This is a genomic window from Protofrankia coriariae (assembly GCF_001017755.1).
Classification (GTDB): Bacteria; Actinomycetota; Actinomycetes; order Frankiales; family Frankiaceae; genus Protofrankia; species Protofrankia coriariae.
This window is the reverse complement of record NZ_JWIO01000012.1, coordinates 29264-48612: the sequence shown is the minus strand read 5'-3', so window position 1 is coordinate 48612 and position 19349 is coordinate 29264. Positions and strand designations below refer to the sequence as shown.

Annotated in this window: 11 protein-coding genes and 2 pseudogenes; 3 read left to right on the top strand and 10 right to left on the bottom strand. The window is 70.6% G+C overall.

All coding sequences use genetic code 11. The annotated features are described in order from the left end of the window. The first annotated feature begins 543 nt into the window (after positions 1–543). Complete coding sequence (locus FrCorBMG51_RS09310) at positions 544–1518, top strand: zinc-binding dehydrogenase (RefSeq protein WP_047222720.1); 975 nt, start codon at positions 544–546, stop codon at positions 1516–1518. 192 nt (positions 1519–1710) lie between these two features. Here FrCorBMG51_RS09310 and FrCorBMG51_RS29495 read toward each other — a convergent pair whose 3' ends face one another. Then, positions 1711–1887 (bottom strand): DUF6104 family protein, encoded by a 177-nt coding sequence (locus FrCorBMG51_RS29495; RefSeq protein WP_013872471.1) that lies wholly within the window; start codon positions 1885–1887, stop codon positions 1711–1713. Between the two features lie 53 nt (positions 1888–1940). Further along, on the bottom strand, positions 1941–5666 hold the full coding sequence (locus tag FrCorBMG51_RS09305) for a multifunctional oxoglutarate decarboxylase/oxoglutarate dehydrogenase thiamine pyrophosphate-binding subunit/dihydrolipoyllysine-residue succinyltransferase subunit (RefSeq protein ID WP_047222684.1): 3726 nt from the start codon (positions 5664–5666) through the stop codon (positions 1941–1943). Between the two features lie 327 nt (positions 5667–5993). Here FrCorBMG51_RS09305 and FrCorBMG51_RS09300 point away from each other — a divergent pair, with 327 nt between their 5' ends. Further along, positions 5994–8117, top strand: coding sequence for a hydantoinase/oxoprolinase family protein (locus FrCorBMG51_RS09300; protein WP_047222683.1), 2124 nt, complete (start codon positions 5994–5996; stop codon positions 8115–8117). Between the two features lie 198 nt (positions 8118–8315). Here FrCorBMG51_RS09300 and FrCorBMG51_RS33680 read toward each other — a convergent pair. Then, a pseudogene (locus FrCorBMG51_RS33680) lies at positions 8316–8447 on the bottom strand (helix-turn-helix domain-containing protein); the annotation flags it as partial. A gap of 414 nt (positions 8448–8861) precedes the next feature. On the opposite strand from FrCorBMG51_RS33680, the gene FrCorBMG51_RS09295 reads away from it, so the two are divergent. Continuing rightward, entirely contained in the window at positions 8862–10358 is a 1497-nt protein-coding gene (locus FrCorBMG51_RS09295) for an acetamidase/formamidase family protein (RefSeq protein WP_235433450.1), read from the top strand. A gap of 210 nt (positions 10359–10568) precedes the next feature. Here the strand turns inward: FrCorBMG51_RS09295 and FrCorBMG51_RS09290 are convergent, their stop codons facing one another. The 7 genes and pseudogenes from FrCorBMG51_RS09290 to FrCorBMG51_RS30970 all read right to left on the bottom strand — a co-directional run. Then, the gene (locus tag FrCorBMG51_RS09290; RefSeq protein WP_157180447.1) at positions 10569–11585 is read right to left on the bottom strand and encodes an SCO4651 family lipoprotein; all 1017 of its coding nucleotides are present in this window, start codon (positions 11583–11585) and stop codon (positions 10569–10571) included. Positions 11586–11764: 179 nt separating this feature from the next. Beyond that, positions 11765–12529 (bottom strand): succinate dehydrogenase iron-sulfur subunit, encoded by a 765-nt coding sequence (locus FrCorBMG51_RS09285; protein WP_013872477.1) that lies wholly within the window; start codon positions 12527–12529, stop codon positions 11765–11767. A 383-nt stretch (positions 12530–12912) separates the two neighbouring features. After that, complete coding sequence (gene sdhA, locus FrCorBMG51_RS09280) at positions 12913–14667, bottom strand: succinate dehydrogenase flavoprotein subunit (RefSeq protein WP_047222680.1); 1755 nt, start codon at positions 14665–14667, stop codon at positions 12913–12915. A gap of 29 nt (positions 14668–14696) precedes the next feature. Then, a complete protein-coding gene (locus tag FrCorBMG51_RS09275; protein ID WP_047222679.1) occupies positions 14697–15134 on the bottom strand; it encodes a succinate dehydrogenase hydrophobic membrane anchor subunit in 438 nt (145 codons plus the stop codon). Next, complete coding sequence (sdhC, locus tag FrCorBMG51_RS09270; RefSeq protein WP_013872480.1) at positions 15134–15529, bottom strand: succinate dehydrogenase, cytochrome b556 subunit; 396 nt, start codon at positions 15527–15529, stop codon at positions 15134–15136. Before sdhC ends, FrCorBMG51_RS09275 begins: the two co-directional genes overlap by 1 nt. Positions 15530–15930: 401 nt before the next feature. Further along, positions 15931–17937, bottom strand: a complete 2007-nt coding sequence (locus FrCorBMG51_RS09265; RefSeq protein WP_047222718.1) for a serine/threonine-protein kinase — start codon at positions 17935–17937, stop codon at positions 15931–15933. Between the two features lie 95 nt (positions 17938–18032). Then, a pseudogene (locus FrCorBMG51_RS30970) lies at positions 18033–19349 on the bottom strand (hypothetical protein); the annotation flags it as partial.

Here is a 19349-nt window from a genome sequence, read left to right as displayed (position 1 = left end):
TCGTACCGCGGAGGCGTCCTGCGGCGGCCTCGGACAGCCGGGACAGGCCGTCCGCCGCGCCGCCACCGGGCCCCGGCCTCCCGTCACCCTGGCCGCGGTCGGAGCGGGCCGCTCAGACCCGGCCGCAGCCGGGGCACTGCCGGTTCTCGGACACTTCCGCCAGCGGCCGCAGCGTTCCGCATCCCTTGTAGGTGCAGGAGACGAAATCCGTCACGGAAACGACGATCGTGGTGCCGTCGGCGTAAGCGGTTGGCGCAGGATCGGCCACCGACACGGGTATTTGCTGTCTCCGGCGGAACCACCGGGACACACCCGAGCTGGGCTCCTGCACCCGCCTGTGTGTCGTCACGTTGAAGAGTGGAGCACAGCCGCCCCTGTCGTGCGACGCAGGCGGTGTAGCGCACATGGTTTTTCATGTGTGTGTAGTTATCTAGTAGTTTATTTGTTGTTTTTCCGATGGATGTGGATGGAGAAAATTCCGGCCACTCCTCCCGATCGATGTGATCACGAGCGTCACGCCGGCCGTGGCTTTACTGTTGGTTGGTGCTCGCTGTCGCCGCTGTGTCCCAGAACGCCGACGACCCCCTCTCTGCTCTGGACGTCGGTGAGCAGCCCGCCCCCGACGTCCCCGACGGTTGGACGACCGTGTCCGTCCGGGCCGCGACGCTCAACCATCATGATCTTTTCAGTCTGCGCGGGGTCGGGCTGCCCGCGGACAGGCTGCCGATGATCCTCGGCTGCGACGCGGCCGGGGTGAGCGCGGACGGCGACGAGGTGATCGTCCACGCGGTCATCGGTGACCCGGCCGCCGGCGGCGGGGACGAGACCCTCGACCCGCGGCGGACGCTGCTCTCGGAGCTGTACCCCGGCACCCTGGCCGAGGCGGTGGCGGTACCGCGGCGCAACCTGGTGCCCAAGCCGCCCTCGCTGTCGTTCGAGGAGGCCGCCTGCCTGCCGACCGCGTGGCTGACGGCCTACCGGATGGTCGTCCACCGGTCCGCGCTGCCGGCCGCCGGGGGCGGAACCCTGCTGGTGCAGGGCGCCGGCGGCGGGGTGTCCACGGCCGCGATCATCCTCGGGAAGGCCGCCGGCCACACCGTTCTCGTCACCTCCAGAGACGCCGCCAAGCGGGAGCGGGCACTGAAGATCGGTGCGGACGAGGCGTTCGAGCCCGGCGCGCGGCTGCCGGTCAAGGTCGACGCGGTGATCGAGACCGTGGGGGCGGCGACCTGGGGACACTCCCTGCGGTCGCTACGGCCCGGCGGCCGGATCGTCTGCTCGGGCACGACCACCGGTGCCAACCCACCAGCCGAGCTCAACCGGCTGTTCTTCCTCCAGCTCTCCGTCGTCGGCTCCACCATGGGCACCCGGGACGAGCTGGCCGAACTCGCCGCCTTCATCGACCGGACCGGGGTCCGCCCGCTCGTCAACGACGTCCGTCCGCTCGCCGACGCTCGCGCGTCGTTCGCGAAACTCGTCCGCGGGGACGTCTTCGGCAAGCTCGTCCTCACCGTCTGAGCTGTCTGGATCATTTGAACCATCTGAAACAGGCGAAAAACGGTACGAAAAAGGCAGGGGGCAGATCGAAATCGGTCTGTCCCTGCCTTTTTCTTTCGGCTGTTCGGCTCGGGGAGCCGCACCGTGGGAGGCCGGCTGGCCGGCGCGGTGGCCAGGGAACGGGTGCCCCTGCCGCTATGCCGGCCGTCCGCCTCAGTCGTCCAGGTCGTCGAGGCGGGCCAGGTAGGTGGCCAGTTCCTCGACCGCGTCCTCGTACTGGGGATGCAGGTCGACGAACGTGCGCAACTGGTCGGCGAGCCAGTCGAGCGTCACGGACTCCTCACCGCGACGCTGCGACAGCTCCTCGACACCCCGGTCGGTGAAATACACCGCGTACTCCGCCCCACGCTGAGATGACAGCCACGCTGAGATGAGAGGGAAGGCTAACCGGCGAACGCCTGTCCGAGCAGCTCCGCCTGCTCCTTCTCGTGCCGCGAGGAGGAGCCGGAGGCTGGCGCGGCCGACGCGTTACGGGAGGCCCGGCGCAGCACCAGGCCGGCGGGCAGCGCCTCCGGCAGATGGATGGCCATGTGCGGGTAGGCACCCTGGTTGGCGGGTTCCTCCTGCACCCAGGTCACCTCGGTGAGGTTCGGGTAGGTCGCCAACACCGCGCGCAGCTCCGCGACCGGGGTCGGGTAGAGCTGTTCGACCCGGACGAGCGCGGTGTCGGTGATCTCCTTCTTGGTCCGCGTGGCCAGCAGGTCGTAGTAGACCTTCCCACTGGACAGCAGCACCCGGCGGATGCCGGCGTGGTCATCGACGCTCGCGTCGTCGATGACCGGCAGCCACGACCCGCCGGTCAGCTCCTCGACCGTCGACGTCGCCGCCTTCAGCCGCAGCATCGACTTGGGGGTGAAGACGACCAGCGGGCGGCGCACGGGCGAGAGCGCCTGCCGGCGCAGCAGGTGGAAGTAGCTCGCCGGGCTGGACGGGGCCGACACCAGCATGTTGTTCTCGGCGCACAGGCTGAGGAAGCGTTCGACGCGCGCCGAGGAGTGGTCCGGCCCCTGGCCCTCGTAGCCGTGCGGGAGCAGCAGGCCGACCGCGCTGCGCTGCCCCCACTTGGCCTCGCCCGCCGCGATGAACTCGTCGATGATCGACTGGGCGCCGTTGGCGAAGTCACCGAACTGGGCCTCCCACAGCACGAGCGCGTCCGGCCGGGCCACCGAGTAGCCGTACTCGAAGCCCATCGCGGCGAACTCGGACAGCAGCGAGTCGTGGACGTAGAAGGTGCCGGCGCCCGACTCGACCTCCAGCGACTTCAGCGGCGAGTACTCCTCGCCGGTGTGCCGGTCGACCAGGACGGCGTGCCGCTGGCCGAAGGTGCCGCGCCGGCTGTCCTGCCCGGCGAGGCGGATGGGCCGCCCGTCCAGCAGGATCGAGCCGAACGCGATGGTCTCGGCGCACGCCCAGTCGATCGCCCCGGTGGCGACCATCTGGGCCCGGCGCTCGAGCTGCGGGCGCAGCCTCGGGTGGACGGTGAAGCCATCCGGCAGCGTGGTCTGGGTGTCGATGATCTTCTTGACGACGTCCAGTGACACGGCGGTGGACACGGCGGCCGCGGCGGCGGCCTCCGCCGGGGTCGTCACCAGCCGGGGCTGGCTGGCCGGCCGGCTGGTGGTGTCGCGGGTTTCCGCGAACGCCTTCTCCAGCTGCGCCGAGTAGTTCTTCATGGCCTGCTCGGCCTCGGCCGGGGTGATGTCGCCACGGCCGATCAACGCCTCGGTGTAGAGCTTGCGCACCGACCGCTTGGTGGCGATGGTGTCGTACATCAGCGGCTGGGTGAACGACGGCTCGTCCATCTCGTTGTGGCCACGCCGCCGGTAGCACACCATGTCGATCACGACGTCCTTGTGGAACGCCTGCCGGAACTCGAAGGCCAGCCGCGCGACGCGCACACACGCCTCGGGGTCGTCCCCGTTGACGTGGAAGATCGGGGCCTGCACCATCCGGGCGACGTCGGTGGCGTACACCGACGACCGGCTGGAGACCGGCGAGGTGGTGAACCCGACCTGGTTGTTGATGACGACGTGCACGGTGCCGCCGGTGCGGTAGCCGCGCAGCTGGGAGAGGTTCAGGGTCTCGGCGACCACGCCCTGGCCGGCGAAGGCGGCATCCCCGTGGATGAGCACGGGCAGGACGGTGAAGCCCTCCGGGCCCTTGTTGAGCAGGTCCTGTTTGGCGCGGACGACACCTTCGAGCACCGGGTCGACCGCCTCCAGGTGGGAGGGGTTGGACACCAGGGAGACCGCCACCTGGCGGCCGTCGAGGGTGGTGTAGGCGCCCTCGGCGCCGAGGTGGTACTTGACGTCACCCGAGCCGTGCGCGGTCTGCGGGTCGACGTACCCCTCGAACTCGGCGAAGATCTGCCGGTAGGACTTGCCGATGATGTTCGCCAGGACGTTGAGGCGGCCGCGGTGGGCCATCCCGAAGGCGACCTCGTCCATGCCGGCCTCGGCGGCCCGTTGCAGGACCTCGTCCAGCAGCGGGATCGCCGACTCCCCGCCTTCGAGGGAGAAACGCCGCTGCCCGACGTACTTGGTCTGCAGGAAGGACTCGAACGCCTCGGCCGCGCCAAGACGTTCGAGGACGTGCAACTGCTCGGCGGGGTCGGGGCGCTCGGCGGAGCGTTCGACCCGCTGCTGGATCCAGACCCGCTCGTCCGGCTCCTGGATGTGCATGTACTCGATGCCGACCCGGCGGCAGTAGGAGTCCCGCAGGACGCCCAGGATGTCGCGCAGGGTCATCGTCCGCTGGCCGGCGAAGCCGTCGACGGGGAACTCGCGGTCGAGGTCCCACAGGGTCAGCCCGTGGCTGATGATGTCGAGGTCGGGGTGGCTGCGGATGGCGAACTCGAGCGGGTTGGTGTCGGCCATCAGGTGGCCGCGGACCCGGTAGGCGTGGATCAGTTCCAGCACCCGGGTGCCGTGGTCGAGATCGCCCTCGTGGGACGAGGTGATGTCGGCGACCCACTGCACCGGCTCGTACGGGACGCGCAGTGAGCGGAAGACCTCCTCGTAGAAGTCGTCCGCGCCCAGCAGCAGCTGGTGGATGCGGCGCAGGTACTCGCCGGACTGCGCACCCTGGATGATCCGGTGGTCGTAGGTGCTGGTCAGGGTGATGATCTTTGAGACGGCCAGTCTCGACAGGGTCTCCTGGGAGGCGCCCTGGAACTCGGCCGGGTACTCCATCGCGCCGACCCCGACGATCGTTCCCTGGCCCTGCATCAGGCGGGGCACCGAGTGCACGGTACCGATACCGCCGGGGTTGGTCAGCGTGATCGTCACGCCGGCGAAGTCGTCGGCGGTGATCTTGTTTGTCCGGGCGCGCCGGATGAGGTCCTCGTAGGTGAGCCAGAACTGGCTGAAGTCCATCGTCTCGGCCTGCTTGATCGCGACGACGACCAGCTGGCGCGAGGAGCCCTTGACCAGGTCGATGGCGATGCCCAGGTTGACGTGTTCCGGCGTGACCAGGGCGGGCTTGCCACCGACCTCGGTGTAGGAGTGGTTCATCACCGGCGTGGCCTGCAGCGCCCTGACCATGGCGTAGCCGATCAGGTGCGTGAAGGACACCTTGCCGCCGCGGGAACGAGCCAGATGCCGGTTGATGACGATCCGGTTGTCCGCGAGCAGCTTGGCGGGCACCGCCCGCACCGACGTCGCCGTGGGGACGTGCAGGGACGTCTCCATGTTCGCGACGACGCGGGCGGCGGCGCCTCGCAACGGTGACGTCGGGACGCCACCGTCCGCGGCGGGAGCGCTCTGGCCGGCCGCTGGTGCGGCTGTTGCCGCTGGCGCGTCGGCCGCGGGGGCCACCGGGGCCACCGGGGCCACCGGGGCCACCGGGGTCGCGGTGGCCGGCTGGCCGGCTGGGGCCGCGTCGGGGACACCGCCCGCGGCCAGTACCGCACCGTCGGCGACGGCTGGCGGGATGGGCCCCGCCACGCCTGGCTGGCCGTTGACACCCTCTGGCCGGTAGTCGGAGAGGAACTCGCGCCACTGCGGCGAGACGCTCTCTGGATCGGCGAGGTACTGCTGGTAGATCTCGAATACCAGCCACTCGTTGGGGCCGAAGTCGGGGCCGGACTCGGGTACCGTCGGTGCTGTCACGGGGGCGTTCCCCTCTATCCACCTTCTGCTGGGGCCCGAGGCGCGGGCCCTTCCGCTGCCGTGTAATCAGGCTACTCGTCACCTTCACCTGTATGTGTCTGAAGGTCGTGGCCCGTGATCCGGGCCACGAGCGATCCAGGCGGCCGTAGGCGGCTGTAGTTTGTGAGTTGGGTAACTGGTGGCCTGCTGGTTTGATGACTGCGGCCTGCCTGTTGATTACTGATGGTCATTAGCACTGTTACCGTCGGTCTTCATCCTGGGCGGTGCCGTAGGCGGTCCGTCCCGGACGGCTGGGAGCGGGCCGCCGCGACATGCCAGGATCGCCACGTGGCGGTGTGGCTCGGTGTCGACGTGGGTGGGACCTTCACCGATCTCGTCGCGGTCGGCGACGACGGTCGGATGATCTTCGGGAAGGTGCCATCGGTGCCCGCCGACCCGTCCGAAGCGGTGCTCGACGCCGTCCGCGGAGCCGGTCTTGCCGGCCCTCTTGCCGGCCCCGGCTCCGGCCGGGGCGGAGCAGCCGGGGCCGTCGAGCGGTTCGCCCATGGCACCACCGTCGCGACGAACGCCCTGCTCGAGCGGCGCGGGGCGCGGACAGCCCTGGTGACCACGCACGGGTTCGCCGACATCATCGAGATCGGCCGCCAGAACCGGCCCGCGCTCTACGACCTCACCCGGGACCGCCCACCCCCGCTGGTGCCCCGCGAACTGCGGTACACCGTGGTCGAGCGCACCGGGCCGGACGGGGTGATCGTCCCGCTGGACGCCAACAGCCTGCGGGACGTCGTCGCCGCCCTCACCGCACTGTCGGCTGTTGCCGAGGCCGGCGGGACGCCGGCTGTTGCCAGGGCCGGCGGGGTGGTCAGGCCGCTGGCGGCCGTCGCCGTGTGCCTGCTGTTCTCCTTCGCCCATCCCGAGCACGAACGCCAGGTCGCCGACGCGCTGCGGGCCGCGCTGCCCGGCGTGACCGTGGTGGCCTCCCACGAGGTGCTCCCACGGTTCCGGGAGTACGAGCGGTTCGCCACCACCGTCGCCGACGCCTATCTGACGCCGACGCTGTCGACCTACCTTGGCGCGCTCGCCCGCCGGTGCGCCGCGGCGGGGCTGCCGTCCCCGCTGGTCATGCGCTCCTCAGGGGGAGTGGTGGAGCTCGCGATCGCCGCCGAGCACGCCGCGGCGTGCGTGCTGTCGGGGCCGGCCGGCGGCGTGGTCGGCGCCGCCTACGTCGCGGCCCGCTCGGGCCTGGCCGACCTGCTGACCTTCGACATGGGCGGGACGTCGACGGATGTCGCCCCGGTGATCGGCGGTCGGGTGCAGACCACGGCCGAGGCGGTGCTCGCCGGCATACCGGTCACGTTGCCGACGGTGGACGTCCACTCGGTGAGCGCCGGCGGTGGATCCGTCGCCTGGGTCGACTCCGGTGGGGCGCTGCGGGCCGGGCCCCGTTCGGCCGGCGCCGATCCGGGCCCGGCCTGCTACGGCCGCGGCGGTGTCGAACCGACGGTGACCGACGCGGACCTGGTCCTCGGCTATCTGGCGGACGGGGCGAGCCTCGGCGGCGAGGTCACCCTGTCCAGGGCGGCCGCCTTCAAGGCGCTGGCCGCTCTGGGCGCGCTGCTCGGGTCCGGCCCTCACGGCCTGTCGGTGGAGGAGACGGCGGCCGGGGTGGTGGCGGTCGCCGACGCGGAGATGATCCGTGCCCTGCGGGTGGTCTCGGTGGAACGCGGCCTCGACCCGCGGGAGCTGACCCTGGTCGCCTTCGGCGGCGCCGGCGGGACACACGCGTGCGCGCTGGCCGAGGATCTCGGGATGCGCCGGGTGCTGGTGCCGCTGGCCTGCGGGGTGCTCTCCGCGCTGGGGCTGGCCATCGGCGACGTCCGCCGGGACTATCTGCGTCCGCTGCACAGCCCGCTGGCAACGGCCGGCCTGGACGCCGCCTTCACCGAGCTGACCCGGGCCGCCCACGCGGACACCCCCGCCGCGGACGTCCCCGCGCTCGTGATCGAACACCAGGTGGACTGCCGGTACGTGGGTCAGTCACACGAGCTGACGGTGGTGGCCACCGCCGACGGGGGTGGTGCTGGCGGTGGTTTTTCCGTCGCGCGGATACGGGCGGCCTTCGAGGCCGAGCACCTGCGCCGCTACGGGCACACCGCGCCCGACCGGGAGGTCGAGGTGGTGGCCGTACGGCTGGTGGCCACGGTGCCGGGCCGCCGACCCGAACTGCGGGCCCCGGCCGCCGACCCCACCGCCGCCCGTACCCGTCGTCCGATCTACCTGGACGGCTCCTGGCGGGAGGTGGACGTCGTGCCCCGCGCCGCCCTCGGCCCCGGCGACACCGTGACGGGACCGGCCGTCGTCGAGTTCCCCGAGGCGACCTGCCTGATCCGCCCCACCTGGCACGCCCAGGTCGACCCCGCCGGCTCCCTCCTGCTCACCCGCGTCCACTGATACAGACCGAATTTCTCGCAGCCGGCCGTGGGTGAGCCCAACGGTGCGTGTCACGCAGATGGGTTTCGAGGTCGGCGTCGACAAGGGCCGACAAGGTGGGTAGCGTTCCCGCGCGGCCCGGTCGGGTTCGTCCACGAGCGCGGTCCGCCGGGAGACCACGGCTGCCGGCGGACAGGTCAAGAAGCGGGCGAGAGGCCGTCCGAGAGCGTCTGACAGCCGGAACGGCTCCAGAGCGTCGAGGTGACGGGATCCGCCTTCGGCTCGTCCGAGAGCGGATCTCTTGAGGGAGATCTTCGATGCCAGTTCCGCCTGCGTGAGACCGGCTGCCAGCCTGGCCTGAGCCTGGCCTGCCGGACCCGCTCACCGACATCCGAGCACTGCCGCACGGGCTCCATCTGTGCGCTTCTCCCACATCGTCAGTTCCCGTGTGGCGATGCCCCCCGGCCCGCGCGCCGAGATTGTCGCGCGGGTTCCATATGGGCAGATGAGGGGACCGCAACGTGTCGGAAACATATGTGTCATATTTCACTGCGACTCTGACGCCCGTGCCGTGTCTGCCGTGTCGTCACCAGCCCGTTGGGCAGGAATCTGGCGGGTTACGCCGCTCCTGTCAGGCGATGTTCGGAATGGCCGTGTTCCCGACCGCGTCCCTGGGCAAGCTCCTCGACGCCGGGTGCTCCGACGCTGGGCGTCCTGGCACCGGGCGCCGCGGGCGGCAGTCCCGGATGTCACGGTAACGGCGTCGTGGCGCTACAGCCCGGCAAGGGCAAGATGGACGGCAGGCACTACCTGCCGTCGACCCCGGAGACGATCCTGTGGGGGCGGCTGCCGACCGCCGACACCCGACCCGTACTGAGCGTGGAGTCGGGGGCCACGGTCACCATCGACACGGTCAGCCAGGAGGGAATCCTCGACGATCAGGGACGTGACCCGGACGCCTTCTTCGGCCGTTTCGGTGTTCCGGCGTCCGAGGTCCTCGACGACGCCCGGATGATCGCCTCCTCCGGGATTCCGCACCGGTTCGGGGTGGACAGCCCGCACCTGGTGACCGGGCCGGTGTTCGTACGCGGTGCCGAGCCCGGCGACGTGCTGCGGGTGGACGTCGTCTCGTTGCATCCGCGGGCCAGGTACGGGGTGGTGTCGACCCGGCACGGTGCCGGGCTGCTCACCGGGGAGTTCCCCGAGAACGACCCGCCCGGCCCGGACGCGAACGCCCGGAACTGGGCGGCCTTCCGGACGACAAGCAGCTTCTGCGCTGTCGAACGGCGCCGCGGCAGGCTCTTCGGCGCGCTGGAGGTCTCCAAGGGGCGGAAGGTGCGTTTTCCGCTGTCGCCGTTCATGGGGATCATGTCGGTCGCCGTCGACAGCCCTGGCCCGGTCCGCTCGACTTCCGTTGGGATACATGGCGGGGCGCTTGACTGCGGCGAGTTAGTTATTGGCTCTCGTTTGTTTCTTCCAGTGCGGGTTGCCGGCGCGCTGTTCGCCGTTGGCGATCCGCACTATTCTTTAGGTGACGGAAAGGTTGCGACGGGTGGCCTGGAGGGGCCGCTGCGGGCGACGTTCCGCCTGACCGTCCTGAAGGAACCCGCCGCCCGGGCCGCTCTCGGGACGTTGCGCGAGCCCTTTGCCGAAACCGACACCCACTGGGTGCCGCTGGGGGCGCAGGCCGATCTCACCGACGCCGCCCGTCAGGCCGCCCGGTCGGCGGTGCTCTTCCTGTCCAGCCGGCTGGGGATGGACCGGGCGGACGCACTTGCCTACCTGTCCGCGGCGGCTGTCTTCGGCATCGGCCGGTCGGGCAGCGATCTACAGACCGTGTACTGCCGGATCCGCCGGGCGGACTTCGGCGAGCCGGCCGCCGCCAAACCCCGTCTGGTACGCCCCGGATTCGGCCGGGCCGCCCCCACCCCCGCTACTGACAGCTCCGCTCCCGGCGGCTCTGTTCCTGCTACCTCCGTTCCTGGCGTCTCTGCTCCTGGTAGCTCCACCGCCGGCTCCGGCCCTCCCGCCTCTGTCGCAGGCCCCGCGTCCGCGGACGAGCGTTCCGAGGAGCCGCCGGCCGCGGGCACGGCTCACGAGCCTCCGGACACGCCACGGCCGGCATCGGACGCGTCAGGCCCGGCGGTCCCGGATCCGGCCGCCGCGAGCCCGGCGGCTTCGAGATCCGCGGCGGACACGTCCGCGCCGCCGAACGCGCCCATCGCCGAGCCCGACAACGCCGGGCCTGCTCCCCAGCCGTAGGTGAAAATCGTGGCAATGGCAGCGTTTTCCACCTACGGCCGCGGGAGCTGTAGGTGGAAAACGTCGTCACGGCAGCGGTTCTCACCTACAGCCGACAGACCTGACAGCAGGCAGGCGTGGCGCCGCGTGGGGAAGGAAAGGGGCGCCTGAGCGATCGGCATCAGCGCGGGCTGTGCCGTGGTGCCGCGTGGGGAAGGGAAGGGGCCGCGGTCAGCCTGGCGCGATCTGGTCGGGGGATGGCGCGGTGATGTGAGGGGGCACGCCGAAGTCCGAGTAGGTCACCGTCCGGACGATCTCGCTGCGTCCAGCGCTGGTGTCGGCGTCGGTGCTGGAGGTGGCGACGGTGACGCGGAGCTGGCGGATGAGCCCGTCGGCGTCGATCCATGCCTCGGTTGGCTGGATCGCCGTCCCCAGGGTGTTCTTGTAGTACTCGACCGTCGTGGCGCTGATGTTTCCCCGGGTGGCGGCGGTGTCCAGGTTCACGGACAGCGTGTAGTGGGTGGTCGTGACACCGTCGATCGTTTCCTGGCCGACGGTGGTCGCCGGGGCCGAGGCCCCGCTGAGGAAGCCGAGCCGCAGCGCAAGGGCGTCACCGGTCGTGGGCTGGGTGGTCGGTGTCGGAGCGGGCGTCGCCGGGCGGCTGCCGCTGGCGCCGGGGACGACACGGGTCCATCGAGGCGGGTTCGGCACGTCGGCGGGCGGGACGCTGCGCTGGTAGAGATCAGAGCCGACGATCAGCAGCTCGCTGCGGCCCCCGCCGGCCACGTCACGCACGGTCTGACTGGCGCTGTTGACGAAGTCGACCGTGCCGGTGCCGGTGATGGAGATCTGTCTGCGCCCGGACGAGGAGACGAAGTTCGCCTGGTCGCTGAAGCGGATACGCGCGGTCCCTCGGTTGATCGTCGCCTGGTAGGCGCCGGCGAGGGGCGCGGGCACCCCGTTGATTTCGGTGGGTGCGACGTTCGTCGGGATCGCCGGCGGCGGTGCGGGGGAGTCGTCGGACGAACAGCCGGCCGCGGCCAGCAGCAGGCCCGGCGCCAGCAGCGCGAGCGCGGACGCCGTGACCCGCGCGGCGCGGGAGAAGTCAGAGCGGGAAAAGCCAGAGCGGGAAAAGCCAGAGTGGGAAAAGCCAAAAAAGCTGGGCCGGCCGAACAAGCGGAAAAAGCTGAAAAAATGGAGAGCGTACAAAAAACGTGACTGTGTCGCCCCGGGCCCGCTGATGGTCATCACCGTCCGTCCTCCCTGGCCGTCCGTGCCGGCCGACGCGGGCCGTGTCACGCGTCGGCCGGCACGGTGGCCAGTGCCATCGGCCGGGTCCGGGCCATGTGATCGTTGTGACCGCGGCGTCGGGAGTCCCGGTGAAGATACGTGGTCACCGCACCACCGGATCGCCAGCCGCGCCCGCGTTATATGCGCCGGAAGATCAGCGCACGCTTGACCTCCGCGATGGCCTTGGTGACCTGGATGCCACGCGGGCACGCGTTCGAGCAGTTGAACGTCGTCCGGCAGCGCCAGACGCCTTCGCGCTCGTTGAGGATCTCCAGGCGTTCGTCGCTGGCGGCGTCCCGGCTGTCGAAGATGAAGCGGTGCGCGGCCACGATGGCGGCCGGCCCGAAGTAGTCGCCGTCGTTCCAGAACACCGGACAGGACGTGGTGCAGGCCGCGCACAGGATGCACTTGGTGGTGTCGTCGAAACGTTCCCGGTCGGCGGCGGACTGCAGCCGTTCCTTGGTCGGCTCGTGCCCCTCGGGAATGAGGTAGGGCTTGACCGCACGGAACGCGTCGAAGAACGGCTCCATGTTGACGATGAGGTCCTTCTCGACCGGGAGCCCCTTGATGGGCTCGATCGAGATTTCCGAGCCGAGGTCCTTGACCAGCACCTTGCAGGCGAGCCGGTTCGCGCCGTTGATCCGCATGGCGTCCGAGCCGCACACGCCGTGCGCGCACGAGCGCCGGAAGGACAGCGAGCCGTCGAGGTTCCACTTGACGTAGTGCAGGGCGTCCAGCAGTCGGTCGCTGGGGACGAAGGGAACCGCGAAGCTCTGCCAGTACGCCTTGTCGCTCTCCTCGGGGTTGTAGCGCCTGATCTTCAGCGTGATGGTCCGCCCATCCGAGGTACTGGGACTGGCGCCGGCCGGTACAGTGGTTGATAGATCGTCTGTGACAGTCACGCCGGACCTTTCTCACATCGGACCCACAAGGCGGGTCGGCAAATCATAGACCGTGCCGCCGGTCTCCCGACCGTCGGTGCCTCGCTCCCCGAGCCCGGAGGAATACCGGGCCCGGGATCGTGGCCGCCGTCCGGGAGTGCCGGGGCACGCTGGTGCGGGTACGGGTGGCCGTGCTGACCAGCACCCTTACGACGTCTTCCTGTCTCTTTTCAGCCGTCTTCCCGCGGCTGCCACCCCGAGTACCCTCCCGCGTTTTCCCACGGTCGTCGAGGCAGCGGCATCACCGCGCGGAACGGGTGGCCGGCCAGATCCTGGCGGGGTCCCGAGCACCGGGGCCGGGTCCCGCCAGGACCGCCCGCCACCCGGCGCGCGGTTGGTAGCGGTCAGTACTTGCGTTCCATGGGCTGGTAGCGGGTCATCGCCACCGGCTTGTAGTCCAGCCGGATCTCCGAGTCGGGTGAGGCGGCGGCCAGCGGCCCGGAGCGGTAGGCCATGGTGTGCCGCAGGAAGTTCACGTCGTCGCGGTTGGGGTAGTCCTCGCGGGAGTGCCCCCCTCGGGACTCGTTGCGGGCCAGGGCACTGGTGACCAGGCATTCGGCGAGGTCGAGCAGGAAGCCCAGCTCGACCGCCTCCAGCAGTTCGGTGTTGTAGCGGCGGCCCCGGTCGGTGACGCCGACGTTCTGGTAACGGGCCTTGAGCCCGGCGATGTCGCCGACCGCCTGCTTCAGGGTCGCCTCGGTCCGGTAGACCGACGCGTTGACGTCCATCGTCTCCTGGAGCTCACGGCGGATCGCTGCCACGTTCTGCGTCCCGCTGCCGTCGCGCAGCCGGCTGAGCAGGCCTTCGACGAAGCCGGCGGGATCGTCCGGGAGCTCGGCGTGGGTGGGGACCTCGTTCGCGTGCGCCGCCGCGGCGATGCCGGCGCGACGGCCGAAGACGTTGATGTCCAGCAGCGAGTTGGTGCCGAGCCGGTTCGCGCCGTGCACGGAGACGCACGCCACCTCGCCCGCGGCGTAGAGCCCCGGGACGATGTCGGTGTTGTTCCGCAGCACCTCGGCGTTGATGTTCGTCGGGACGCCGCCCATGGCGTAGTGGGCGGTCGGCTGGATCGGGATCGGGTCCGTGTAGGGCTCGATGCCCAGGTAGGTACGGGCGAACTCGGTGATGTCCGGGAGCTTCGCGTCGAGCTGCTCCGGGGGCAGGTGCGTCAGGTCGAGGTAGACGTGGTCGCCGTCGACGCCACAGCCGCGACCGGCACGGATCTCGGTGTAGATGGCCCGGGCCACCATGTCCCGGGGGGCGAGGTCCTTGATGGTCGGCGCGTAGCGCTCCATGAAGCGCTCGCCGTCCTTGTTGCGCAGGATGCCGCCCTCACCGCGGGCACCCTCGGTGAGCAGGATGCCCATCTTCCAGATACCGGTCGGGTGGAACTGGTAGAACTCCAGGTCCTCCAGGGGCAGCCCGCGCCGGAAGATGATGCCCATGCCGTCGCCGGTGAGCGTGTGCGCGTTCGAGGTGACCTTGAAGACCTTGCCGAAACCGCCGGTGGCGAACACCACGGACTTGGCCTGGAAGACGTGCACCTCGCCGGTGGCCAGCTCGTAGGCGACCACACCGGCGGCGACACCGCCGTTCAGCAGCAGATCCAGCACGTAGAACTCGTTGTAGAACTCGATGTCGTGCTTGACGCACTGCTGGTAGAGGGTCTGCAGGATCATGTGGCCGGTGCGGTCGGCGGCATAGCACGAGCGGCGGACGGGCGCCTTGCCGTGGTCGCGGGTGTGGCCGCCGAAACGACGCTGGTCGATGCGGCCCTCGGGGGTCCGGTTGAACGGCAGGCCCATCTTCTCCAGGTCGAGGACCGCGTCGATGGCCTCCTTGCACATGACCTCGGCGGCGTCCTGGTCGACGAGATAGTCACCACCTTTGATCGTGTCAAAGGTGTGCCATTCCCAGTTGTCCTCCTCGACGTTGGCCAGGGCCGCGCACATGCCGCCCTGCGCCGCGCCGGTGTGGGAGCGGGTGGGATACAGCTTGGTCAGCACGGCGGTGCGACACCGCTTGCCGGATTCGAGTGCCGCGCGCATGCCCGCGCCGCCGGCACCCACGATGACCGTGTCGAACTTGTGAATCTGCACCGCTTGGACCTCCGCCTTCCCAGGCGCTATCAGGAGATGTTCGGGTCGAACGTGAAGATGACCAGTGATCCCAGGGAGATCACCAGGAACGCCGACACGTACAGCAACATCTTCAGCCAGAACCGGGTCTGTGGCCGCTCGGCATAGTCGTTGATGACGGTGCGTAGGCCGTTGGTCCCGTGCAGCTCGGCGAGGACGAGCATGAGCAGGTCCCAGGTCCGCCAGAACGGCGAGGCCCAGCGGCCCGCGACGAAACCGAAGCCGATCCGCTGCACACCGCCGTCAAGAATGTTCATGATGAACAGGTGACCGAGCACCAGGAAGACCAGCAGGATGCCGGAGACCCGCATGAACAGCCACGCGTAGAGCTCGAAGTTCGTCCGCGCCTTGGTGCGTACGGGCCGGCGTTGTGGGCTGCGCGGAGCCTCGATGGCCGGGGTGGCCGCGCCGTCGATCGTTGTCGCCATCAGGACGCGCTCCCGAACAGGGTCTCGACCGTGTGTTTCAGCATGTAGAAGGTGCCTGGAACGACCAGGATGACCCACAGTACGATCTCGGTGTACAGCATCTGGCGCTGGAAACGGGGGCCGGACGCCCAGAAGTCGATCAGCACGATCCGGATCCCGTTGAGCGCGTGGAAGAGAACCGCCGCTACCAGCCCCACCTCCAGCAGGTTCACGACCGGGTTCTTGTACGTCGCGATCACGGTGTCGTAGGACGATGGGGACACCCGCACCAGCGCGGTGTCCAGGACGTGGGCGAACAGGAAGAAAAAGATCAGTACGCCCGTGATCCTGTGAGCAACCCAGGACCACATACCCTCGCGGCCGCGGTAGAGCGTGCCCGCTGGTGCCTTCGGCACTGAAAGCTCCTCCGGACCGGCCTTCCGACAGGCTGGTCCTGATGATCCGTCCGATGACTCATGGTGGCTTGTCCGGCCAAAGATGACACGGCTGTCATGGCCCCGCCAGTTCACGAGCGTGGCACAGGGGGCCGCGCTCGAGCCGATGATCCGGGCAGTGATCTGACGGGCAGGCAGCTCGCGTCACCGAGGAACCAGGGCACCCGGAGACATCATGATGTGGACGACGGTTTGTGTGCACCCGATGCTAGTGCTGGCCTCCTGGCGGGGCATGCCGGCTTCCGTGACACTTAGGTGAGGTATGTCACAGATAGTGATCGTCTTCATTGTGTGACGAAGCGCTCTGAAGGGTAAGGGGCCTCGCCGTCAGGGGCCTCTGCCGGAGGCGCGGCATCGTGACATCAGGCCCCTCCGGCAGGCGGCGGTGCTCCGCCGGACGGCGGAGGGGGCGGGGGCTCGGTGGGCGGCGTCGATGGTTCCTGCGTTGGCGTCCTGGGGGGCGGGCTCGTTGGCGGGGCCGGAGTGGTCGGGCTCGCGCCCACCTGCGTCGGCGAGGGGGTCACGGGCGGCGGCTCGGTCGCGGTAGGCGGCGGCTCGGCCGGTGTGCTTGCTACGGGCGGTGACGATGGGCGGGAGGTGGGGATCCTGTCCACCCCCACCGGGGCTTTCAGGCTGGACGTGAGCGCGGAGGGGTTGACGCTGCGCTGCCCGGCGACCCCGCTCGCCGACGGGCTGGTGCCCCCGCCAGGCTGCAACTGCACGTCGGTCTCGGGACCTGAGCGGAGCACCGTACCGATCACGAGCGCCACACATATGACCACGGACGCGGCCACCGCCGCGAGCGCACCGCGGTGCAGGGGAGTTCTGTCACGCCACCAGCCGGTTGACGTTCGTCCGCTTCCCAGGTGATCATGAGTTGTGCTGTTGCCGGGCGGGCTACCCACGGCACTGCTGGTAACCGGTAGCAGACCGTCATCGGGGTCGTCCTGGCTGCCGACGCCGTACCCGCCGAAGTCGAACGGGGGCGGGGTGAACCGGTTGCCGGCCAGGGTGGTTGCGGCCGAGGTGTCCAGCAGCGGGGCGCCGCCGGCACGCGTCCGGACCGCCACCGCGGTCGCCGGCTCCTCAGGACTGCCAGCACGGTCACGCCGCGCGGACGCCGCCGGGGCGCTGACCGCCCGGCCGGTGCTCGGCGCGTCCGTTCCCACCGTCGCGGCGGCGGCCGTCCTCCTGGCGACCAGCGTCCCGGCCTCGGTCGGATCCTCGGCCGCGCCGCCGGCCACCGCGCCGCCATCCTCGGCCGGGCCGCCCACCGACCGGTCCACGGTCGCCGGGTCGGCCGTGGGCGCGCCGGTGACGGGAGGAGTTACCCGCGGGCCGCGGGCCCGNNNNCGCGGGCCGCGGGCCCGCGCGTCCCCGCCGGATGCCGGATCGCCGCTGGCGTGCTCCACGGCACCCACCGCGAGCCCGGGGCCGGACTTCCTCGCCGTGTCCGCCACCGCTTCGGTCACCGGTTCCGCGTCGGGTCCGGTGACCGAAGCCGGCACGGGCACGGCCCCGCCCGCGATCGGGCGCAGCCGCCGACGTACCTCGGCCACGTCCGGCCTGCTCTCGGCCGGCCGGTCAAGCAGGTCGCCGAGCAGGCCGCGCAGGGGGCCGGCGAGCTGGAACGGGCGCCGGCGCCCCTCCACCACAGCGGTCAGAACGGCGTAGGTCTCCGGCCCCTCGAACGGTGGCTGCCCCTCCACCGCCGCGTACAACGTGGCACCCAGCCCCCACAGGTCACTCGCGGGGGTGCCGGAGGAGCCACGCACCCGTTCCGGGGCGATGTAGGCGGGGGAGCCGACGAGCGCACCCGTGCCGGTGAGAGTCGCGTCGCCTTCGGTGGCCGCGATGCCGAAGTCGGTCAGCCGGACGTGGCCGTCCCGGCCGAGCAGCACGTTGCCGGGCTTGATGTCGCGGTGCAGCACGCCCGCCGAGTGGGCGGCGGCGAGCGCTTCGGTGAGTGTCAGCCCGATGGCCGCCACCTGGTCGGGCGGCAGCGGCCCCTCGGCACGGATGACCTCGCCGAGGCTGTCGGCGTCCACCAGTTCCATGACGATCCAGTGGCGCTCGGCCTCCTCGACCACGTCGTAGACGGAGACTATGGCCGGGCTGTTCAGCCGGGCGAGGGCGCGGGCCTCCCGCAGCACCCTCGCTCGCAGCCCGTCGCGCTCGACCTGTGAGCCGGTGTGCGGAATCAGAATTTCTTTGACCGCGACCGGGCGTTGGAGAAGCTCGTCCTCACCGCACCAGACGACACCGGCGCCACCTCGTCCGATTGGAGTATCCAGACGGTAACGCTGAGATACATATCGGGGTGTGTTGTGGCGCGCGGGGTCTCCGGGCGGCGGTGCCGATCTGGCCATCACCGTCAAGTCTTGCAGATGCACGGCCGGACGTGCAGACAGCCCTCATCTGGCCTGGCCCGGCGCGCATGGTCGGACATCGGCCCGGAAGACGGTCAGGGGCCGGGCCGGAACGTCGAGAAAAGTTGCCACATCAACGGAAGGTCCATTTCCCAGCGGGAGTCCGCGGTACGCCAGTACAACGCGTAGCCATGGCCATTGCGCACAAATCCTCGATTGAGAACGTGCACCGTCTTTCCGCCTGATGTGTACGTGAACTCCCAGTCTGCCTGCATTGCCCCGTCCCCGCCGTCACTCGGTGCGATCTTCACTCGTCGGTAGTCGGGCACCTGGGCGCTCAGACCGTCCTCGTGCGCCGTCCAGTCCGCCAGCGCGGACGGATTGGCCTGCTGGGTGATGTCGATGTGCAGGTAGGCGCCGGTTTGCGGATTGGTGAAGTTTCGCCCTTCGTTTCCGGGCGCGGGCCGTTCCTCCCAGCCCTCCGGATAGGCGATCGACCAGCCCGACGGGCCGGAGTAGGTACGCCAGCCCGGTGGCGGGGGCGCTGGCGTGCTGTCCAGCGGGGCCACCCCCGGATCGGCTGTGACCGTGGCAGCCTTGATGCTCGCGCCAGGTGACGCCTGGGCGGAGGTCGGCGGGCCGGTGATCGTGGGAGTGGCCTGGCCCGTGGTGGTCCCGCCCGAGGCCCCCTGGCCGGTCGCGGCCGCGGCCGGCAGCCGGCCCGCCCCTGGCCGGTCCGGATCCGATGTCAGCGCCGCGGCGAGGACGATGACCGTACCCGCCAGCACCGCCGCGAGGACCGCGGCGATCACGCCGAGGCGCCGGCGGTTGGGCCGGTCGGCCGCCACGGCGCCCGTCGGCCCCGCGACGCCCGGCCCGCCTGGCTCGCCCGGCTCGGCGGCCGTGGTCGTCCTGGCCGTCCGGACGGACCCGGGCGTCTGAGCCGCTCCGGCGGTTGCTGCCGCCGCGGCTGTTCCCGGCGTTGCCGCTGAACTGACCGTCCCGGCCGGTTCAGCCGGTTCGGATGTCTTCGCTGGTCCGGGACGCGCGGCGGGAAGCTGACCCTGGAGGCCGGCCGGCGGGGTGGCCGTCCCGGTCGGTTCGGCCGCTGTTTTCGCTGGCCCGGAGCGTGCGGGGGGAGCCTGCTGCCGGGTGTGGGCCGGCGGCGTGGCCGGCTCCTCGGTTTTCCCGGTAGGGGACGTGGCCGGTTCCCCGGCAGGGGGCGCGGCCGGCTGCCGGGCGGCGGCCGCGGCGCTTACCGCCGCCTGGATGTCGGGAGCCGGGGCGTCCAGCGTCGGGATGTCGAGTGCCGGGGTGTCGACGGGACGGCCGGCCCGCTGGTGACCGGCTTCGGTGCTGTCGGGCGTGGCGTCACCGGCAGGGGCAGTGCCGCCGGCCGGCGGGGTGCCGCC

What these genes read in the sequence shown, in the direction of transcription:
- FrCorBMG51_RS09290 (WP_157180447.1), bottom strand. Translation starts at nt 11,585, where the DNA reads ATGACCATCAGCGGGCCCGGGGCGACACAGTCACGTTTTTTGTACGCT.
- FrCorBMG51_RS09275 (WP_047222679.1), bottom strand. Translation starts at nt 15,134, where the DNA reads ATGGCGACAACGATCGACGGCGCGGCCACCCCGGCCATCGAGGCTCCG.